Here is a 19859-nt window from a genome sequence, read left to right as displayed (position 1 = left end):
CGCGCGGGCGGGATGGCGGTGGCCGGGCGGCGCGCCCGGGCCAGCACCGCCTCGGCCAGGCTCTCGGCCGGGTCGCGGCCCCGGGCGTCCTCGGCGAGCACGAACAGCGCGGCACCGGCGTCCCAGTCGGAGAGCGCGTTCTCGAGCGCGAGCCGGGCGAGCCGGACCAGCCGCGTGCGCTGCTCCGCGGCCGGGCGGGCGATCAGCTTCTCGAAGCTCTCGACCAGGCCCCGGAACGCGCGCTGCTGGAGCAGGCACGCGACCGCTTCGGGCGTGGTGCCCTCGGCGCGGGCGACCGCCTCGGGGCTCATGCCGAGGGCGAGGCGCTGCGAGATGCGGAGCCAGTCGCGGCGGCGGTAGGGGTTGGCGGGCCGGCGGCGGCCGAGCAGCGCCGCCGCGAGCAGGCGGCGGGTCGGCTGCGGGAACGCGGAAGCGAGCGCTTGGACCATGCGCCCCAGAATATAGGTTTTCTGTCCTGAATGCAAGGCGATCTATGGGATGAGATTCAATCTCATGCCAGTGGAATGCATGAACCCCATCCTCGCAACCCTCACGGATCGGGGAGTATCTTGCGTTCGAGTGCTCCCACGGCCGGCGTGCCTCGTAGCAGACCTTCCGTACCCAGATCCTCGCCGATATCGGGCCAGCGAATGCCATAGCCAGCGCCAGCGATCTCCCGGTTGGCGCGCTGCGCCGGGCTGGCATCGAGGAGGCGCGGGAACCAGGCGAGCGGGACCGTGATCGTCCGGCCGTCCATGAGCGCGACAGTCGGCGTATCGTCCTCGATGCGCACGCCGCGCACGCGTTCGTCGGCGCTAGGGGTGTACCCCCTTGTTTCGGCAGGCAAAGGCTCGGACGAAGAGACTGTCTCAAGCCTGCCGGAACGCCTCCCGGTCCATGGCGGTCCGCGCCAGCACGATCGCGCGTACCTCCTCGCCCGTGAGGGTCTCGCGCTCGAGCAGGCTCTGCGCCAGCGCCTCGAGCTGGTCGCGCGCCGCGGTCAGGCAGGCCAGCGCCTGGCGGTAGGCCTCATCGATCCGGGTCTTGACCCGCTCGTCGATCCGGCGGCGCGTCGCCTCGCCCAAGGCGATCGGCTCGCCCGTACGCGGGTCGGCCTCGGTCAGGCGAACCATGCCGAGCTCGTCGTCCATGCCCCATTCGGTGATCATCTTGCGCACGATCCGGGTCGCCTGGTCGATGTCGCCCGCCGCACCGGCGGTGACGGCGTCCTCGCCGAAGATCAGGGCCTCGGCGGCGCGGCCCGCCATGGCGACGACGAGGTCGGCCTCGAGCTTCCTGCGGCTGACCGAGACGCGGTCGTTCTCGGGCAGGCGCACCACCATGCCGAGCGCCCCGCCATGCGGCACGATCGTGGCCTTGTGGATCGGATCGCTGTCGGGAAGCATGGCGGCGACCAGCGCATGGCCGGCCTCGTGGTAGGCGGTGAGCCGGCGCTCCTGCTCGCTCAGGGCCAGCGACGGGCGGGCGACGCCCATCATCTGCAGGTCGATCGCGCGGTAGAGATCCTCCGGCAGCACCTCGCGGCGGCCGGCGCGCGCCGCGGCCAGGGCCGCCTCGTTCATCACGTTGGCGAGGTCGGCACCCGAAAAGCCCGGCGTGGCGCGGGCGATCCGGGAGAGATCGACCTCGGGGGCGAGCGGCAGGCTGCCGGCGTGGACGCGCAGGATCTGCTCGCGGCCGCGCACGTCGGGCATCGGCACGGTGATCTTACGGTCGAACCGGCCGGGGCGGGTCAGCGCCGGATCGAGAATATCGGGCCGGTTGGTGGCGGCGATGACGATGACCCCGTCCTTGCCGTCGAAGCCGTCCATCTCGACCAGAATCTGGTTCAAGGTCTGCTCGCGCTCGTCGTTGCCGCTGCCGCCGATGGCGGCACGGCGCCGGCCGATGGCGTCGATCTCGTCGATGAAGACGATGGCGGGTGCCTGGGCGCGGGCGCGCTTGAACAGGTCGCGCACGCGAGCAGCGCCCACGCCCACGAACATCTCGACGAACTCGGCAGCGGACGCCGAGAAGAACGGCACGTGCGCCTCGCCGGCGATGGCGCGCGCGAGCAGCGTCTTGCCGCAGCCGGGAGGACCCGAGAGCAGGACCCCCTTCGGGATCCTGGCGCCGAACGCCTTGAAGCGCTGCGGATCGCGCAAGAAAGCGGCGATCTCCTCGACCTGGTCGCGGACCTCGTCGATGCCGGCCACGTCGGAAAAGCGTACCCCTACCCTCTCGCCGTTGACGCGCTGGGCGCGGCTCCGGGCGAGGTCGGTGCGCTGGGCGAGCTGTTGTTGGCTGCGGCCGGCCACGAGCTGATAGATCATGAGGCCCAGGATCGCGAGCATGAGCAGGCTGCTCGCGACCTCGCCGGCGGAGATCGAGCCGCCGGCGACCTGGAGATCGACCTTGGCCGCGCGCAGCTCCCTGATCAGCTCCGGGTCCTGCGGTGCGTTCACCTCGATCTCGTGGCCGTCCGCGAGCTTCGCCTCGATCGTGTCGCCGGAGAGCACGACGCTTCTCACCGCACCGTGCTCGACCCGGTCGAGGAAGGCGCTGTAGGACAGGCGCTCGACGTTCGGCCACAAGGAGGCGGCGAAACCGGGCTCGGCCGGAAGCGGCGGGTGAAGATAGCGGACCACGAAGCCGTAGACCAGCAGGCCCACGAACAGGACCACCGCCGCGATCAGCCCCCACATCGTGAGCTTCTCGAGGCTGAACCGTGCGCGACGCAGCTCGGGCATGCGCGTTCGTTCCCCGCGAAAGACGACGACCAATGGCAAAGGGGCGGGGCCGGCGCTCGACCCGTCCTGCCATGCTCAAGGTAGTCACTCCGGGCGATAGGACACCTTGTGACATGACGGCGCGGTGCCCGCCGTCGCACCCTGGCCGGCGGCGCGGCGTTCGGGCAGAGTACGCGCCCGGCGGACGCATCATGCAGGACGGGCAGGGACATGCGGCAGGGCTCGGGGCGGATCACCACGGTCGAGATGCACACAGGGGGCGAGCCCGTGCGGATCGTCACGGGCGGCTGGCCGCCGATCGAGGGCAGGACGATCCTCGACAAGCGACGCTTCGTCCGCGCCGAGCAGGACCGCTGGCGGCGCGTGCTGATGGCCGAGCCGCGCGGTCATGCCGACATGTATGGCGCTCTTCTGGTCGAGCCCGACCTGCCCGAGGCCGATCTGGCCGTCCTGTTCCTCCACAACGAGGGCTGGTCGACCATGTGCGGCCATGCGGTGATCGCGCTGGGCCGCTACGCCGTGGACCGAGGGCTCGTGCCGGTGCAGGAGCCCGAGACCCTGGTCCGCATCCAGTGCCCGTGCGGGCTCGTGACCGCGAAGGTGACGGTGACGAACGGCCGGGCCGGGCGGGTGCGGTTCGAGAGCGTTCCGGCGTTCGCGTATGCGCGCGACGCCGTGGTGCTGGCCGACCCGTTCGGGCCGGTCGGCATGGACATCGGCTATGGCGGGGCCTTCTACGGCATCCTGCCCGCGGCCGAGATCGGGCTCGATCTCGAGGCGAGCCCGCTGGGGCGGATCGTCGAGGCGGCGCTGGCGCTGAAGCGGGCGGCAGCGGAGCAGATCCCGCTCTCGCATCCGGGCGAGCCCGATCTCGCCTTCCTCTATGGCATCATCCTCACGGATGGCTTCGATGGCGGCGGCGGCCGGCCGAGCGCCAACATCTGCGTGTTCGCCGACGGCCAGATCGACCGCAGCCCTACGGGCTCGGGGGTCACGGCGCGCATGGCCGTCATGCACCGGCGGCGGCAGGTGGGCCTGGGCGAGCCCCGGCGCTTTCGCAGCATCACCGGGGCCGAGTTCACGGCCGCGGTCCTCGCCGAGACCAGAGCCGGGCCGCATCCGGCGGTGACGGTCGAGGTCGGGGGCGAGGCCTTCTACACCGGCGAGGCCGGCTACTGGGTCGAGCCCGAGGATCCGCTCGGCGAAGGCTTTCTTCTCCGCCGCTGAGCCCCATCGATCCGCCTTGCGCTGCAACATGGGCCGGCTTAAGCGGGGCGTCGGCTCGCCCGCGGGGCGCGTGACACCTTCAGCCGCCACGGAGCCTCCATGCTCACGATGTTCCTGCGCGGCCAGCGCGATCGGGTCGCGGTCGATCTCTCGGCCGACGGCCTGCCCGAGGATGCCATCTGGCTCGACATGCGCGATCCTTCGCCCGAGGAGGCGGGCTTCGTGCGCCGGACGGTCGGCATCGAGATGCCGACGCGCGAGGAGATGCGCGAGATCGAGGCCTCGGCGCGGGTCTACGAGGAGGACGGCGCTCTGTTCCTCACCGCCACCGTGCTGGTCAACGCCGACACGCCGCCACCCGGCACCACCGAGATCACCTTCATCCTGAAGGGCGACCGGCTCGTCACCCTGCGTTATGCCGATCCGCAGCCCTTCCGCACCATGCCGGCGCGCCTCGAGCGGCAGGGCGCCGGCCTCGGAAGCGCGCAAGGGGTGCTGTTCTGGCTGATCGAGCTCGTCGTGGCGCGGATCGCCGACGTGCTCGAGCGCGCCTCGCTCGACATCGACACGCTCTCGGGCGAGATCTTCGGCGCTGCCAACGCCAAGCCCAAGGACGAGCGGCCGGATCTCCTGCGCGCGATCGAGCGCATCGGCCGGGCCGGCGACACGGCGGCGCGGGCGCGCGAGAGCCTGCTCACGCTTGCCCGCATCCTCCTGAGCCTCGGCGCCACCGACCTGCTGCCGCCCGGCAGCCGGAAGGAGGCGCGCGCAAGAGCCAAGCTCTTGAACCGCGACGTCGCCTCGCTCACCGACCACGCCGCGTTCCTCTCGGGGAAAATCAGCCTTCTGCTCGAGGCCACGCTCGGCATGATCAACATCGAGCAGAACGCGATCATCAAGATCTTCTCCGTGGTGGCGGTGGTGTTCATGCCGCCCACCATGATCGCGAGCATCTACGGCATGAACTTCAAGTTTCTCCCCGAGCTCGACTGGCCTCTGGGCTATCCGATGGCGCTGCTTCTGATGGCGCTCTCCGCCGTGATCCCCCTTCTCTACTTCCGCAAGCGAGGCTGGCTGTGAGTCCGGCCTACGACCCGCACCGGCCTTTGAGCGCGGAGGAGCTCGAGGCGCTCGTCGCCCGGCTGCGCCGGGGCGAGCTCGGCCCCGTGACCGGGCCGTTCGAGACGCTCGTGGGCTATCGCGTCGGTCACGACCCCGAGCACGGCACCCATCTCGAGCTCGAGGTCGCCGAGCAGCATCTGAGCCATTACGGCATCGCCCATGGCGGGGTGACGCTGGTCCTCCTCGACACGGTGGGCGGTGTGGCCTGCTTCTTCCGGACGCCGGGCCTGCATCGCATCGCCACGATCAGCCTCGCCTGCAACTTCGTGCGCGCCGTCGAGCGCGGCCGGGTGGTGGCCACCGCACGGCTCGTCCATGTCGGCGGCTCGGTGGCGCACGTCACGATGAGCCTGCACGAGCGCGACTTCGACGGGCCGCTCCTAGCCACCGGCAGCGCGGCCTACCGCCTGTTCCGCGCCAGGCCCTGAGCCGGAGGCGGCGCCGTCCGCCCGCTGGCGCGGGCTGCGGAACCGGTCCCGGCGCCGGCCGTTGACCAGCGAGCCCCGGAGAGGAAAGTGATGATCCCGTACCGCCTCGCGATCCAGCCGACGCCGCAGCCGCCGCCCGAGATGCCGCCGCCTGCGCCCGACCAGATCCCGCCCGCCCCCGGACCCGACATCCAGCCGGAGCCGACCGCGCCCGAGATCCCGAACCAGCCGCGCCAGCCCGACATCGGGCCGCCGGGCCCGGACACGATCCCCGATCCCGGACCCGACATGGTTCCTCCCCCGACCAGCGATCCGACGTCGACGATGCTGCACTGACGAGGTGCGACGTTCTGCGAGGGAAGGAAAGGTCGGCGCCGACGTCTATCCTGTGGTAGTGTAGCAACCCCATCGGGACAGCATCGGGTAGCATGGCCCGACGGACGGCCATGGGCGACGAGGCCACGGCGAAAAGCCGTGGCGCAGCGGGGAACGAGACGATGCGGAGCGGACACGCAGGGCGATACCGCAGCCTGGCGCTGGCCGGATGCCTGGCGCTCGCGAGTTGCGCCGGCGTCGAGCCGGAGGGGACGGCACCGCTCACTCTGCCGGTGCCTGCGCTGCCGGCGGCGGAGGCAGCGCCACCGGAGCCCGTCGTCGTACCCGAGGCGGTGCATCTTGGTGCCACCCGCGAGGCGATCGAGGCGGTTCTGGGCGAGCCCACGCGGGTGGTGGAGGACGCGAGCGGCGTCGAGACCGTGCACCTCCTGGGCCTTCCCGAGCCGGTGGTGCCGGCCTCGTCGCGGGCGGTCCTGGCGCGCCGGGCAGTGAGCACGGTGGGCAGCCTGCTCGGCCCGGTGGGGGCGATCGGCAGCGGCCTCGCGAGCCAGGCGCTGGGCGGGGCCGCGCCCGAAGCCGAACGCGACCTGAGTCGGGCGGTGATGATCACGATCGACTACCGGAACGGCAAGGCGACCCGGATCAGCCGGCAGAAGCTCGGCGTTCTGGAGCTCGCACGGATACCGGCATCCTGAGCGGCAGGCGCGGCGGCCGAGGATCGACGAACGACCACAGGGGAACGAAATCGAGCCATGACGACACAAGATCACCGGCCACCCGGCAAGATCCCGCCGCCTCTCCGGCCCGAGGGCGAGAGCGAGCACCGGGACGAGCTCCTTCAGCCGACGGAGGACGCCACCGTCTGCCTGCCCGAGGCCGACCCGGCCGACGTGAGCATCGTGCGGCAGGTGTTTCATCTCTCGCTCGCCCAGCTCGCCGCGATCTTCGGCATCCCTTTCCGCAAGGCGAAGGAGTAGCCGAGCCTCAGCAGGAGCGGTCGGGGGGCATGCTCCCATTGCAGCCGGAAAGGTCATGGTTCGGGTTGCCGTGCAGGCCATGCGCACTACTATGTGCGCCATGCTTGCCGGGAGCGCCGGGCCATGCGACGTGGCTACGGTCGGATGGGGAGGACCAGGACCAATGAAATTCGGAATCGGCCAGCCCGTGCGTCGGGTCGAGGACCAGCGCCTGATCACGGGCCAGGGTCGCTATACCGACGACATCAACCTGCCGGGTCAGGTCTATGGCTACGTGCTGCGCTCGCCGGTGGCGCATGCGCGGATCACGCGTCTCGACGCGAGCGCCGCCAAGGCGGCCCCCGGCGTGCTGCTCGTGCTCACCGGCGACGAGCTCGACGCCTCCATTCCCTGCCTGATCCCGATCCGGAACCGCGACGGGACCGGCCGTGCCGATCCCAAGCACCCGATCCTGTGCAAGGACGAGGTCAACTATGTCGGCGACTACGTCGCCTTCGTCGTCGCCGAGACCAGAGAGCAGGCCAAGGACGCGGCCGAGCTGATCGAGGTCGAGTACGACGAGCTGCCGGCGGTGGCCGACACCGCGAAGGCGCTCGCGGCCGGCGCGGCGCAGGTCCATCCCGAAGCGCCGGGCAACCTCGCCTTCGACTGGCACTTCGGCGACGAGGCCGCGGTGCAGGCGGCCTTCGCCAAGGCCGCGCGGGTGGTGAAGCTGGAGCTCGTCAACAATCGGGTCATCTGCAACGCGATGGAACCGCGCGCCTGCGTCGCCGAGTATGACCCGGCCGCGGACAAGCTCACCGTGCACACCTGCACCCAGGGCGGCTGGGGGCACCGCGACGTGCTGGCCCAGAATCTCGGCATGGCGCCCGAGAAGGTGCGGGTGATCACGCCCGACGTAGGCGGCGGGTTCGGGATGAAGGGCTTCTTCTATCCCGAGTACACGATGGCGGCGTTCGCGGCACGCGCGCTGCGGCGGCCGGTGAAGTGGACCGGCGAGCGCGGCGAGAGCTTCCTCTCCGACACGATGGGCCGCGACCACGTGACGGTGGCCGAGATCGGCTTCGACGCGGATCACCGCATCGTGGGCCTGCGCGTCGACGTCGTCGCCAACATGGGCGCCTACTACTACGCCTATGCGCCCTACATCCCGACCGGAGCGGCGCTCAAGGTGCTGCCCGGCGTCTACGACGTGAAGACGCTGAGCTACGGCGTGAAGGGTGTGTTCACCAACACCGTGCCGGTGGATGCCTATCGCGGCGCGGGCCGTCCGGAATCGATCTACTGCATCGAGCGGCTGATGGACTATGCCGCCGACGAGCTCGGGGTCGATCCGGTCGAGCTCCGGCGCAAGAACTTCATCCGCCCCGAGCAGATGCCGTTCAAGACCGCGGCCGGCGAGGTCTACGACTCCGGCGACTTCGCGCGGGTCATGGACGCCTGCCTCGAGAAGGCGGACTGGGCCGGGATCGACCGGCGGCGGGCCGAGGCCAAGGCGCGCGGGAAGCTGCGCGGCATCGGCATGTGCTACTATATCGAATCGACCATGGGCGATCCCACCGAGCACGCCTCGATCCGCTTCGAGCAGGACGGGACGGTCTCGGTGCTGGTCGGCACGCAGTCGAACGGCCAGGGCCACGAGACGGCTTACGCCCAGGTGCTGCACGCACGGCTCGGCGTGCCGTTCGAGCAGATCCGGATCGTCCAGGGCGACACCGACCGGATCAAGGCCGGCGGCGGAACGGGCGGCTCGCGCTCGCTGACGGCGCAGGGCATGGCGATCGCCGACTGCTCGGACATCGTGATCGAGCGCGGCAAGGCCTACGCCGCCCAGCTCTTCGAGACGGCGGCGGCCGACATCCAGTTCCATGACGGTACCTTCCGGGTCGCCGGCACCGACCGCGCGATCGGGATCATGGAGCTGGCCGAGAAGGCGCGCGCCATGGCGCCGATCCCCGGCATGGAGGGCGGGCTCGACGCCGATGCCACGACCAAGCTCCAGGCCTGGACCTTCCCCAACGGCTGCCACATCGCCGAGGTCGAGATCGACCCCGACACGGGCATCACGCAGGTGGTGAACTACAACATCGTCGACGATTTCGGCGTGGTCCTGAACCCGCTCCTGGTCGAGGGACAGGTGCATGGCGGCATCGTCCAGGGCATCGGCCAGGCGCTGCTCGAGGGGGCCGTCTACGACGAGAGCGGCCAGCTCCTGACCGGCTCGTTCATGGACTACACCATGCCGCGCGCCGACAACATGCCGTCGTTCAACTTCTCGACGGTCGAGATCCCGTGCAAGAACAACGCGCTCGGGGTCAAGGGCTGCGGCGAGGCCGGCTCGGTGGGCTCGCCCGCCGCGGTGATCAACGCCATCGTCGATGCGCTCTCGGCGCGCGGCATCCGTCACGTCGACATGCCGGCGACACCCGAGAAGATCTGGCGGCTCCTGCAGATGCGCAAGGCGGCCTGACGGGGGCTGCGCTCCCGCCCTCTCGCAAGCGGCGAACGCCCTCCGGATCGAGCCGGAGGGCGTTTCTCATGGAGCCGTCCGATCGCCACCGGCCTCGCGGTGCCGGCGCAGCACGTCCAGAAGGGCCCGCACCTCGACGGCGCTGTAAGGCTTTGCCAGCACCGGGACGTCGGCGCATTCCGGCGGCAGCACGTCGTCGGGGCTGTAGCCGGTGGCGAACGCGAACGGAATCGAGCGCTGCCTCAGATCATCGACCAGCGCCAGGGCATTCTCCTCGCCCAGATTGATATCGAGGATGACAGCCTCGATGCTGGCGTCGCCGAGCGCGGCGATGGCATCCCGCACCGACGCGACCGGCCCGACCGGCTCGGCTCCCGCTTCCCGGACCAAGCCCGCGAGATCGAGAGCGATGATGAAGTTGTCCTCGACCAGCAGCACGCGCATCGTTCGCAGCGCCTCGATCCCACTTGTTGGCCATGACGCCGCACGGCGTCACGTCTCCCCCGACTATTCCCATGTACGCTAGGCGCTTGTTCCGATTCTGCCAATAGCCAACAGATGCGCCACCGACGGAAGCGGCCGACACGAGGGGCGGCCGGTCGGCCACATGCTCCCGCCGATCGCAAGGAACGATGGAACCTCGCTTCAGGCAATACGTTCTAGGGACATCGTCGGGCCTCATGACCGTTCGATCAAAGATCGTCGAAAGGTGCCAGCAATGTTGCATCGGATTGCGATAGCCTAGAGTGTGGCGGCAATGGATGATCTTTCCGGCTTCATCGGCAGCGCTGCAACGAATCTGGGCATGGCGCAAACTCTGTTCTTCATTGCTCTGCTCTTTTTGGCGTCTTGTCTCCTCGCCGTCTTTTTCCAGCGCCGAGATGCTTAGCTGATCCGGGCTGGCGGCTTTTTTCTGGGTTCGACTTTCGTTCTTTCCTCTCCCTCGTGCCAACTCGGCCCCTGATCATCAGGGGCCTTTTCTTTTGTCCTTCGGAGACGCTGCCTCCTTTTTTGCTGGAACCGGAGCGGACGACGCCGGTTGTTTGAGTACCTCCCTGCAGTCGTCTCGAACTAGAAGCCACCCGAGCCCGGGTGGCTCTTTTTTCCAGGGCTGCCACTCCGCCTCCGAGGCCGCTTCCCTGAACGGCAGCAGGCTTTGCGAATGCGGCGTCGGTGGGAGGAGCCGTAGTCGGGTAACGTTCGACGGCGATGCAACGGCATCGGGCATCGCGGCGCGATCTCGCCCGGGATGTCCTTTCAGCGAAAGGATCGTCGACGCGGCGTGTCGGAGCATCCGGCTTGGCCCGGGTACGGGAGGTGCGGGGAACCGCTCTCTTTCTCGCACGTTGATGAGCCAACGTAAGGCGATCCATGCCGACCCGAGAGGGCTGCTGCTTCGCTGGCGCGGAACGGACGATGCCGGATGGTCAGGACAAGGATGGTGTGCGAGCACCGATGCTGCGGGGAGATGGTCGAGCCGATCTCGGACTCACGGCCATGAGTGTCGATCCTCGTTTCGATCGCTGGCTGAGCCGGCGGCTGCACGAAGCTTACGACAGCGTCCTCAAGGAGGCCCTGCCGGCAGAGCTGGAGCGGCTGGTCCTGCAGTTCGCGGCACAGGAGGATGCTGCTCCTCGCAGCAGCGTGGACCGGCCCGAGAAGCCCGAGGTCGGACTTCAATGCGACGAGAACTCCTCATCCGGGCCGACCGTGCGCGATGCCTGGTCGCTGCGGAGCTAGAACCGATATGCTCGAACCTCGAAGCCGGGATCGGTCCGATGGCTGAGCTGGCCTGGGAGGTCGCACGACATCTCCCCTATCTACGGCGCTATGCCCGCGCCATTCTGGGTGATCGCATGCGCGGCGACGCATCGGTGCGCGCCTGTCTCGAGAGACTCCTGCCATGGGCGGCCGAGCTCGATACGGACGCTGTCAAGCTGCAGCTCTATCGGACGCTCCACCATTTCTGGAGCGAGGCGGCGGACGGCGTCCCCGAACGGGAGCCGATCCCGACGCTCGTGGAGAACCAGGCGATCGTCGCGGCACGTGTCGGCCATCTGAGCCCGACCAAGCGACAGATCCTGGTGCTTACCGCCCTCGAGGGCTTCACCCTGGCCGAGGCCGCCACGGTCGTGGGGATATCCGTCGCCGCGGCGCAAGCGCTCCTCGATCAGGCCAAGGAGGAAATGCGCTCGCAGCGGGCGAGCCGGATCCTGATCATCGAGGACGAGCCGGTCATAGCGCTCGACATCGCGGCCACCGTGCGGCAGAGCGGGCATACCGTGGTCGGGATCGCCTCTACCCATCGCGACGCGGTGAAGGTGGCCGGCAAGGAAACACCGGAGCTGATCCTGGCCGACATCCAGCTCGCCGACGACAGCTCGGGCCTCGAGGCCGTGCAGGAGATCCTGCGCGACCGCTACGTGCCGGTGGTATTCATCACCGCGTTCCCCGAGCGGCTCCTCACCGGTGCCCGACCCGAGCCCACCTTCCTGATCACCAAGCCCTTCGACACCGACACGCTCAGGGTCTCGATCTCGCAGGCGCTCTCGGTGGGGATGGTCGAACACTTGGCGCTGCAGTGACCGTCTTTCGGCTTGATCTTCATTAAGATCAGCGAATATAGTTGGCTTTTTAGAATTCAATGCTGAATTAGATTTCGCCCAAAAGCTAAAACGTTTTCCCTGTGTACGCCCCCGAGAGCGCCGTGCTAAGGTGATCTCAGTCGGGGGAGAGGCGAGACACATGTCGATTTTTCGCGACGAGATCGCTGCGCTCGTACCTCATCTGAGGGCATTCGCGCGCACGCTTACCAACGGCGACACCAGCTTGGCCGACGATCTGGTGCAGGACACCATCGTCAATGCGCTCCAGGCTAAGGACCAGTTCACCGAGGGTACCAACCTCAAGGCTTGGTTGTTCACCATCCTCCGCAACCGCTTCCGCAGCATCATCGGACGCAAGCATGTCACGGCCGAGGTTGCGCTCGAGGACGATCTCGAGCACCTGTCCTGGGTTCCGGCCGAGCAGGAGGCACGGATCGAGGTCGTAGCCTTCAAGCGCGCTTTCCGCAGGCTGAAGCCGAGCCAGCGTGAGGTGCTGGTCCTCGTGGCGGTACACGGCCTGTCTTACGAGCGAGTCGCCGAGATCTGCGGCTGCGAGGTCGGCACGGTGAAGAGCCGGGTCAGCCGGGCACGCGCGATGCTCAAGGACATGCTGCTGGGCGAGGAGCCCGCGACCGTGGCGGTCCGTCCGGAAGCGAAGGAGCGTGTGGCGGCCCGTGGCTCGGGATCGCCCGAGACGGCTGCGCTCGGCTATGTCGTCCCGCCCGCGCACGCCGGCTTCCGACCGCTTCAGCACGGTCGCTGCTGACGAACGGGCCGCCCCGACGGGCTCAGCACGGTGTCGCCGCGCCCACGGGCAGAGCCGTGAGCGGGAGAGGGTGTTCGACCGTCTCCTCCACCCGCATCGCTCCGCCGTGCCCCTGCCCGTGAGCCTCGAGGTCGCGCCGCTTGGCGGCGAGACATTCCCCGAGTGCTGCGGGCAGCCGCAGCCCGCCCGACAAAGCCCGGTCGATCAGGCGCACGAGCTCGCGATCGTAGGAGCATGCCTCCGCGAGCGCATTCTCGAAGCGCGCATGGCGGGCCGGATCGGTGTCGAGGCGCTCGAGCATGGCGCGCATGCCTTCGGCCGCCATACCGTGCTCGAGAAGGAAACCCAGAAGATGCTCGAGAAGGGCGTAGCGCTCCGTACAACGGTCGAGAAGATGCCGCTCGAGACGGGAAATCGGGGTGAGCATGAAAGCGGCTTTGTAGGCGGCCGCGCTACGCGAGCACAACTCGACGGCACGCCGCAGCCAATCCACCTCGCCCCCCGAGCTCATCGACCCGTCTCCTCGCCGGTCATGCTCCATGCAGCCGTTGCCAAGGAACAACATCGGCAGCCTGCATTTGTTCCATGCTGCAATGCAAAATCCGTTCGCAGGCGCATCATCGCTGCCCGCGCCCCCGGCTCGGACCAACAGCCTCGGCCACGGCGTCGGCCAGGATCCGGCGCAGCAGGGCCCGCAGGACCGAAACGGGCTGTACGGAGCGGGAGGCCTCCGGCGTCGCGACGCCACCGAGCATCCGATGCCCGATCAGCTCGAGATGATTGGCGCGGATCGAGACCGCGAGCGGCCCGCGCATGGCCGAGCGCAGCGACACCACCCCGTCGTTGGGTCCCTCGTCCTGCATCACCCGCTCGGCCATACGCCGGAACGTGCTACCGAGCCGATCGGCCGGACAGATCCCGGCCAGCGACACGTAGCCGACATCCTCGCGGTCCGGCATCGCCGCGTTCAAGCGTTCCGCACCTTCGAGCGAGAGGTCGAGGAGAGCGCCCCGGTCGATGCAGCGCGCGAAGCGGGTGAGCCAGACCGTGTCGCGCAGCGCCCAGTCGGCGACGGCCGTGCCGCGATGCGGCGTGCCGATGGTGACGACATGGCTGATCCGGTGCTCGGGATCGAGCCGGCTCGCGGCATAGCGTGCGTCGAGGCCGCCCATGCTGTGCCCGATCAGGATCAGGCGACGATAGGGAAGGGCATCCAGGAAGCTCGCGAGCCGACGGGCCCGCGCGGCGACCGGTCCGGTGCGCGGCTGGCAGCTCCCGACCACCGAGCAGCCACGCACGGCGAGCTCGCACCGCAAGGGCAGCAGCCCCTGCCAGTACAAGGAGCGCGACATGCACAGATAACCGTGGACGAGAACCACGGCCACCGCGCAGCCCGAGCCGTGCGCCGACACGAACTGCCGCCACGCGCCGTCCGCGCGCCACGAACGGGGAATCATCGAGCGGGATCCAAAGGAGCAGAGCCGCCGATGCCGGCGGACACGATGAGAATAAAGGAGAGGCCGGCACGGTTCCCCGCGCGATCGGGCATGCCCTCGGCATCCCGCTCTCCGTGGCCGGGTCGGCGAGCTTTCGGCTGCTGCGATCGCGAAAGCCGCCGACCCGGCCTCAAAGGTCCGTCGACGGCCTGCGGGCAGCCAGCTTCATCGCGACCTGCGTTCGATTGATGGCACCCAGCCTGCGCATGATCTGCCGCGCATAGACCTTGACCGTGCTCATCGGGAGGCCGAGCTCGTCCGCGATCGCCCTGTTCGACTTGCCCCGGCAGAGCAGATCGACCACCGCGAGCTGACGGCGGCTCAGGCCGGCCAAGGCGGGGTCCGCCGGATCGGCCGTCCTGCCCTCGTCGGGCAATGCGGACAGAGCCAGCCGTCGCACCGGCGCGTCGTCGTGCGCGAGGCTCGCGAGGAGCGGCTCGGCCGGGACGAACGTCCCGCCCATGAGTACGAGGCGCAGCGCCCCGGCCACGAGGTGCGGCGCGAGGCGCGCGGGCACGTAGCCGCGAATGCCGCTCTCGAACGCCGCCAGGATGTCGGTGACGATCTCGTGGTCCACGAGGATTGCTACCGGCACATCCGGAAGCTGTGCTCGGGTCGAGGTGATCATCCAGGCGACCGGGGAATCGTGGAGGCGTCCGGCTCCGACGTCGAGCAGAACCAGGGTCGGCTCGACGCCTCGGGCCACCGATGCCAGCGCCCCTAGGTTCGGAAGCGGCAGAACGCGGAGTTCCGGGGCGCATTCCTCCAGCGCGCGGACCAGGCCCGCACGCATCGCCGATCTCTGGGCGAGGTAAAGGACGAGCATCTGCGTACGGCTACGCTCGCCGTCGCCGTCCGCCGGCCCGGCTTCGATCGGCGCGGGAGCATGGCGTGCGGAACGGGACGGCGCCGCTCCGGCCATGACACGGGGAATTGCCACCATCTTCAACCGTCAGCTTAGCTTCCAACCTCACAAATCAATCAGCAAACATGCCGTGCATATCAGAAACTGACCCGAGGTCGCAATAATTTTTAAACCGAAAATCTTTGCACGTGCAACACCGGACCAGCAGATACCATACGAGATATCTCTACTGGCTCCTGCAATTATATTGATCCACAGCGCCTTTCATACTATACAAAATTGAATTTAAAGTCGTCGATACGAACCCTCAGCCCGCAGCAGTGCGGCGATTCAGCGGCATGATCTTGAACCTGACCAATGAAGAACAGGCACGCCTCAAGGCGATCATCGCCAGCACACGCGACGCCCGTGTCTGGCAGCGTGCTCAGGCGCTGCTCGACTTGGCGGCCGGTGACAGCCCCACGGCTGTGGCGCAGCGCTATCGGGTCGCGCGCTCGAGCGTCTACAATTGGATCAATCGTTATCGAAGCCACGGCGTCAGCGAGACGGCGCTCCGGGACCTGCCCCGTCCGGGGCGGCCGCGCCGCTCGGCCTCCTGAACGCCGCGCCCCGACAGCCATCGTCTCTAGGCCACCATGGACCTGGCGGCTGCCGGCTTCCGCTCCGCCTCGCACGGCTCGTCTTGGCCTATGATGCCGAGCTCGGCGGCGCGCAGCGCGGCTTCGGTCCGGTTCGCGGCAGCGAGCTTGCGCATGATGTGCCAGACATGCACCTTGACCGTGCTCTCCTCCATGCCGAGCGTGCGGGCGATCTCCTTGTTGGCCCTGCCCTGCGCCAGGAGGCGGAGCACCGCGAGCTGCCGCGGCGGCCAGCGCTCGCGTCCGATGTCGGGCCGCAGCATGGCGACCGGCTGCGGTCGTGCGATCCTGTGATGGCTGCCGATCAGGGCGCCGGCTGGAAAGAAGCTGCCGCCGGCCCGAACGAGCCGCAGCGCCTCGACCGCGACCTTGGGGTCGAGGCTGGTGGGAATCAGGCCGCGCGCGCCGAGGCGGAACGCGGCGGCCACTTCGTCGATCGTCTCGAGATCCGATAGGACGGCCAGCGGCACCGCCGGGAACGTGTCGCGGATCAGCCGAAGCTCGCGGGAAGCGGTCGCGTCGTCGAGGGAGCGCCCCCCGACCGCGAGCAGGATGCAGGACAGCCTGTTGCGGAGCGATCGGGCGCGGGCCACGAGCTCGGCTGCTCCCGCCAGGCCCACGGCCGGCTCCTGCAGATGCAGCTCCAGGAGATGCAGCGTGCTCGCACGCCGCAGCGGCAGCTCGTCGACGAGCGCCATCTTCCTGCTCTGCCGGCTGCCCTGGTGCCCGGCACCGTGCCCGTCGGCCGGAACGGCCCTCGAAGCGACAGGATCGTCGCCTTGCGAGCTGGACGCGAAAGCGAACCTCGCACCGCGAGCCTCCTCCGACCGCAACATCCCTTCTCCCGTGCTGATCCCTCATGATGGACCGATGACGTCTCACCCATGAGGCATATTCCACTGATCTCTGTGCTCGTTTCGGGCAAGCCGCCGGAACGGGTGCTTGGTCATGCATGAACGCAACGGCTCAGGCCAGCATATTATTCTTCATGGATATCCGCTCATGTTTCCTCAACATTCGTCTATTTCTTCTGCGGCCCCGGCCGGAGATCCGCCATCCGGCACATCTGAAACGCCCGGGCGCGGCAAGGGATCCGAGGTGGATCGGACGGACCGCCGGGCAGCCCTCCCCGGCATGCCGGGGAGGCCGCCGGTGCCAAACGGGATGACGGCTGGCCGGCTCGCGGCTACGGTCCGAGCCGGGATCGACCTCCGGCAGCGCTTCTCGGCGAACGCCGCCGGCGGGTCGCGTCACGAGCCTTGCCGAGAGAGCGAACATTGCCCCAGCCCCTTTCCCGACCGATCCGCCGGGCCAGCCGTTCCGTCCCGCAACGGGGCCGAGAGCGATGAGCGAGGGTGTCGTGATCATCGGCGGCGGGCAGGCCGGCTTTCAGGTCGCCGCCTCCTTGCGCGCCGAAGGCTATGCGGAGCCGATCCGGCTGATCGCTGCCGAGAAGCATCCGCCCTACCAGCGCCCACCGCTCTCGAAAGCCTTCCTTCTCGGCAAGATGGACAAAGCCCGGCTGCTGTTCCGTCAGCCCGCCTTCTACGAGGCGCAGGCGATCGACCTCTTTCTCGGCGAGCGGGCGGAAGCGATCGATCCGGCGGCGCGCACGGTACGGACGGCGAGCGGCCGCACCTTGACCTATGACCGGCTGGTGCTCGCCACCGGCACGCGGGTCCGTCCCTTGCCGGTGGCGGGCACCGGGCTCGGCGGCGTGGTCTATCTGCGGACGATCGAGGAATCCGAGGCGCTCGCCGAGCGCATCGCCGCGGCCGGGCGGGTGGTGGTGATCGGCGGCGGCTTCATCGGGCTCGAGGTCGCGGCCGCCGTCCGGATGCTGGGCAGGCCCGTGACCGTGCTCGAGGCGGCCGACCGGCCGATGGGCCGCGTGGTGGCACCGGTGATCTCGCGCTTCTTCGCGGATCTGCACCGGGAGCGCGGGGTCGAGCTGATCGTGAACGCGCGCATCGCCCGGCTCGAGGGCGAGGACGGCCGGGTACGAACGGTCGTCATGGAGGACGGCACGCGCCATCCCGCCGATCTCGTCGTGATCGGCATCGGCGTCGTGCCCAACGTCGAGCTCGCGCAAGCAGCGGGCCTTGCCTGTGCCGACGGGATCGTGGTCGACGAGCACGGGCGCACGAGCGCCCCCTTCATCCATGCCGCGGGCGAGTGCACGAGCCACCCGAGCCGCTTCGCCGGCGGGCGCGTGCGGCTGGAATCGGTGCAGAACGCCGTCGATCAGGCGAAGGCGGTGGCGGCCGCGATCCTCGGCCGGGACGAGCCTTACGACGCGGTACCCTGGTTCTGGAGCGACCAGTACGAGATCAAGCTGCAGATGGTCGGCATCTCGCGCGGGCACGATCGGGAGGTCGTGCGCGGCGACCCGGCGAGCGGCCGGTTCTCGGTGTTCTACTTCAAGGACGGCCGGTTGATCGCGATCGATTCGGTGAACCGCCCGAGCGATCACATGACCGGCCGCAAGCTGCTCGCCACCGGAACCTCGCTCACGCCTGCGGAGGCCGCCGACGGGGCGTTCGACCTGAAGGCGGCGGTCGGACGATAGCCGCGGGCTAGCCATTCGACAGCGAGCCGGCATTTCCGCGGCGGGCAGAATTGCCCGACCTTGGCGGCGAGGCGGCGGCGGTGGTTCCGCCCCGGCCGAAGCCAAGGGAGACGAGAGACGATGATCGCCCAGAGAAAGCCGTTGGTCGTGGCCAGGCACCTGTCCGTTCTCGCCGTGACGCTCGCCGGCATCCTGCTCGTGGTGACGGGCGCCCAGGCCGGCCAGTGTCCGGCCGGCAAGACGGTGGCAAGCGGCGCGGGCCAGACGGCCGGCGTCACCATGCCCAAGAACGTGGCCGATACCGTGATCGGCATGATCAAGCTCGCCGACGAGCCCGGGGTCGGGGTGGCGGACCGGCTGTTCCGGCTCAGGAAGCTCGTGATCGGGCCCGGCGGCGAGGTTCCCTGGCACAGCCACGAGGATCGCCCGGCCATCATCTACATCGTCCAGGGCGAGGTAACGGAATATGCCAGCACCTGCGCCGTTCCGATCGTGCACAAAGCTGGCGACGTGGCACCCGAGACCCACGCCACGACGCACTGGTGGCGCAACACCGGCAGGAAGACCGCCGTGCTGCTCTCGGCCGACCTTCTCCACGAGACGGCCGAGGACCCGCACGTGATGTAGCGGGAGCGCCGGCCCTCCGCTTCCATCCCCGGCAGAGGGCCGGCAGCATTCTCATCCGATGGTGCCGTTGAGGCGCTGCGGGAAGAAGCCGAAGCGCGCGCCGGCGCCGCCCAGATAGACGATGTTCAGCACCTCGCCCGGGCCGCGCGAGAACGCGATTCCGTTCCGGTCGGCCGGGACGACGTTGGCGACTTCGGAATTGCCGATCCCCTGATCCTTGTCCCCCGGACCGTCCAGGCCGTCACGCGCATCCGAGATAGCCTTGACCTGGTCGAACAGACCCAGGCCATAGAGGAGCGTGCGGATCTCGCCCGCATGGTAGGCCTCGACGGCGAGAATGCCAGCCGCGGCCTCGAGCACGTCCTTGTTTCCGATCAGGCGCGCGGCACCTTTGTAAGCCGTGACGCCGACATCCTCGAAGATGAAGGCAGCGAGCAGGAAGTTGGTCTCATTGGCGAATGCGTCGAATCTCGCGCCCGGCCCGATCAGGCCCGCAGCTCGGGCTGCGACGGTGAATGCCCAGTCGAGGTCGATCGCGGGCCGCGCCACGGCGGCCGAGCCCAGCGCCTGCCTGATGAACCGGACATGGTCGGCCTCGTCGCCGGCAATCTCCCGGGCATAATTGCGGAAAGCCCTGGTCCGGAACGGCACCCTGCGGCCGCCCGTGACCGGTCCGAGCCTGCCCCGCCCGTCGATGTCGCTGCTGCTGAGGCCGTGGCCGGTGACGGCTCGCAGGTAGAACTCGGCCTCGAGATATTCGAGGTTGAGCGCGAAGTTCAGAATATCGACGTCGCTCGGGCCCGTCTCGGCCCCGGCGCCGAGGGCTGCCGGCACCGTGAGCGAGCCGAAGGCCGCCAGGCTCATGGCCCCGAGCACGCCACGGCGGCCGAGGGTCGAGGCGGAAACGATGCTCGCCTGCCGATCTTGTCTGGTCACGGACACACCTCTTCCATGAAGTCGTTGTGCCGGGCGGAGCTCCGGG

22 protein-coding genes are annotated in these 19859 nt (G+C 69.0%); 13 read left to right on the top strand and 9 right to left on the bottom strand.

Going from position 1 to position 19859, the window contains the following annotated elements:
- The 3 genes from U1T56_RS03920 to ftsH form a co-directional block, all read right to left on the bottom strand.
- On the bottom strand, positions 1–449 hold a 449-nt coding region (locus U1T56_RS03920; protein ID WP_418158131.1), incomplete at its 3' end, for a hypothetical protein.
- Positions 450–550: 101 nt separating this feature from the next.
- On the bottom strand, positions 551–793 hold the full coding sequence (locus U1T56_RS03915) for a DUF2442 domain-containing protein (protein WP_418158130.1): 243 nt from the start codon (positions 791–793) through the stop codon (positions 551–553).
- 76 nt (positions 794–869) lie between these two features.
- Complete coding sequence (gene ftsH / locus U1T56_RS03910; protein ID WP_418158129.1) at positions 870–2750, bottom strand: ATP-dependent zinc metalloprotease FtsH; 1881 nt, start codon at positions 2748–2750, stop codon at positions 870–872.
- 210 nt (positions 2751–2960) lie between these two features.
- On the opposite strand from ftsH, the gene U1T56_RS03905 reads away from it, so the two are divergent.
- The 7 genes from U1T56_RS03905 to U1T56_RS03875 all read left to right on the top strand — a co-directional run bounded on the left by U1T56_RS03905 (position 2961) and on the right by U1T56_RS03875 (position 9310).
- Positions 2961–3977 (top strand): proline racemase family protein, encoded by a 1017-nt coding sequence (locus tag U1T56_RS03905; protein ID WP_418158128.1) that lies wholly within the window; start codon positions 2961–2963, stop codon positions 3975–3977.
- Positions 3978–4076: 99 nt separating this feature from the next.
- Positions 4077–5057: a magnesium transporter CorA family protein gene (locus U1T56_RS03900; RefSeq protein WP_418158127.1), complete on the top strand. Its 981-nt coding sequence runs from the start codon at positions 4077–4079 to the stop codon at positions 5055–5057.
- The gene (locus U1T56_RS03895; protein ID WP_418158126.1) at positions 5054–5527 is read left to right on the top strand and encodes a PaaI family thioesterase; all 474 of its coding nucleotides are present in this window, start codon (positions 5054–5056) and stop codon (positions 5525–5527) included. Before U1T56_RS03900 ends, U1T56_RS03895 begins: the two co-directional genes overlap by 4 nt.
- Positions 5528–5617: 90 nt before the next feature.
- Positions 5618–5863: a hypothetical protein gene (locus U1T56_RS03890; RefSeq protein WP_418158125.1), complete on the top strand. Its 246-nt coding sequence runs from the start codon at positions 5618–5620 to the stop codon at positions 5861–5863.
- Between the two features lie 161 nt (positions 5864–6024).
- Positions 6025–6558 (top strand): hypothetical protein, encoded by a 534-nt coding sequence (locus tag U1T56_RS03885; protein ID WP_418158124.1) that lies wholly within the window; start codon positions 6025–6027, stop codon positions 6556–6558.
- Between the two features lie 57 nt (positions 6559–6615).
- Positions 6616–6840, top strand: coding sequence for a hypothetical protein (locus U1T56_RS03880; protein WP_418158123.1), 225 nt, complete (start codon positions 6616–6618; stop codon positions 6838–6840).
- Positions 6841–7003: 163 nt separating this feature from the next.
- The gene (locus U1T56_RS03875; RefSeq protein ID WP_418158122.1) at positions 7004–9310 is read left to right on the top strand and encodes a xanthine dehydrogenase family protein molybdopterin-binding subunit; all 2307 of its coding nucleotides are present in this window, start codon (positions 7004–7006) and stop codon (positions 9308–9310) included.
- 66 nt (positions 9311–9376) lie between these two features.
- Here the strand turns inward: U1T56_RS03875 and U1T56_RS03870 are convergent, their stop codons facing one another.
- The gene (locus U1T56_RS03870) at positions 9377–9754 is read right to left on the bottom strand and encodes a response regulator (RefSeq protein ID WP_418158121.1); all 378 of its coding nucleotides are present in this window, start codon (positions 9752–9754) and stop codon (positions 9377–9379) included.
- Between the two features lie 1053 nt (positions 9755–10807).
- Between U1T56_RS03870 and U1T56_RS03865 the strand changes: the two genes are divergently transcribed.
- The 3 genes from U1T56_RS03865 to U1T56_RS03855 all read left to right on the top strand — a co-directional run bounded on the left by U1T56_RS03865 (position 10808) and on the right by U1T56_RS03855 (position 12682).
- Positions 10808–11050, top strand: coding sequence for a hypothetical protein (locus U1T56_RS03865; protein WP_418158120.1), 243 nt, complete (start codon positions 10808–10810; stop codon positions 11048–11050).
- A 38-nt stretch (positions 11051–11088) separates the two neighbouring features.
- On the top strand, positions 11089–11895 hold the full coding sequence (locus U1T56_RS03860; protein ID WP_418158119.1) for a response regulator: 807 nt from the start codon (positions 11089–11091) through the stop codon (positions 11893–11895).
- A 160-nt stretch (positions 11896–12055) separates the two neighbouring features.
- Positions 12056–12682, top strand: a complete 627-nt coding sequence (locus U1T56_RS03855) for a sigma-70 family RNA polymerase sigma factor (protein WP_418158118.1) — start codon at positions 12056–12058, stop codon at positions 12680–12682.
- Between the two features lie 22 nt (positions 12683–12704).
- On the opposite strand, the gene U1T56_RS03850 is transcribed toward U1T56_RS03855, so the two are convergent.
- The 3 genes from U1T56_RS03850 to U1T56_RS03840 form a co-directional block, all read right to left on the bottom strand.
- Positions 12705–13193 carry a hypothetical protein gene (locus U1T56_RS03850; RefSeq protein WP_418158117.1) on the bottom strand — a complete coding sequence of 163 codons (489 nt, stop codon included), beginning with the start codon at positions 13191–13193 and terminating at the stop codon, positions 12705–12707.
- Positions 13194–13299: 106 nt separating this feature from the next.
- Entirely contained in the window at positions 13300–14139 is an 840-nt protein-coding gene (locus U1T56_RS03845; RefSeq protein ID WP_418158116.1) for an esterase/lipase family protein, read from the bottom strand.
- A gap of 169 nt (positions 14140–14308) precedes the next feature.
- Positions 14309–15004: a response regulator transcription factor gene (locus tag U1T56_RS03840; protein WP_418158115.1), complete on the bottom strand. Its 696-nt coding sequence runs from the start codon at positions 15002–15004 to the stop codon at positions 14309–14311.
- 377 nt (positions 15005–15381) lie between these two features.
- Between U1T56_RS03840 and U1T56_RS03835 the strand changes: the two genes are divergently transcribed.
- Positions 15382–15642, top strand: coding sequence for a helix-turn-helix domain-containing protein (locus U1T56_RS03835; RefSeq protein ID WP_418158114.1), 261 nt, complete (start codon positions 15382–15384; stop codon positions 15640–15642).
- Between the two features lie 26 nt (positions 15643–15668).
- On the opposite strand, the gene U1T56_RS03830 is transcribed toward U1T56_RS03835, so the two are convergent.
- On the bottom strand, positions 15669–16379 hold the full coding sequence (locus U1T56_RS03830) for a response regulator transcription factor (protein ID WP_418158113.1): 711 nt from the start codon (positions 16377–16379) through the stop codon (positions 15669–15671).
- Positions 16380–17026: 647 nt separating this feature from the next.
- Here U1T56_RS03830 and U1T56_RS03825 point away from each other — a divergent pair.
- Positions 17027–18250 carry an NAD(P)/FAD-dependent oxidoreductase gene (locus U1T56_RS03825; RefSeq protein WP_418158112.1) on the top strand — a complete coding sequence of 408 codons (1224 nt, stop codon included), beginning with the start codon at positions 17027–17029 and terminating at the stop codon, positions 18248–18250.
- Positions 18251–18370: 120 nt separating this feature from the next.
- On the top strand, positions 18371–18877 hold the full coding sequence (locus U1T56_RS03820; RefSeq protein WP_418158111.1) for a cupin domain-containing protein: 507 nt from the start codon (positions 18371–18373) through the stop codon (positions 18875–18877).
- Positions 18878–18928: 51 nt separating this feature from the next.
- Here the strand turns inward: U1T56_RS03820 and U1T56_RS03815 are convergent, their stop codons facing one another.
- On the bottom strand, positions 18929–19813 hold the full coding sequence (locus U1T56_RS03815) for a ferritin-like domain-containing protein (RefSeq protein ID WP_418158110.1): 885 nt from the start codon (positions 19811–19813) through the stop codon (positions 18929–18931).
- Between the last annotated feature and the right edge of the window lie 46 nt (positions 19814–19859).

Source organism: Benzoatithermus flavus, from assembly GCF_037908215.1.
GTDB lineage: Bacteria > Pseudomonadota > Alphaproteobacteria > Geminicoccales > Geminicoccaceae > Benzoatithermus > Benzoatithermus flavus.
The sequence above is the reverse complement of the archived record's forward strand: the minus strand, read 5'-3'. Positions and strand labels throughout refer to the sequence as shown.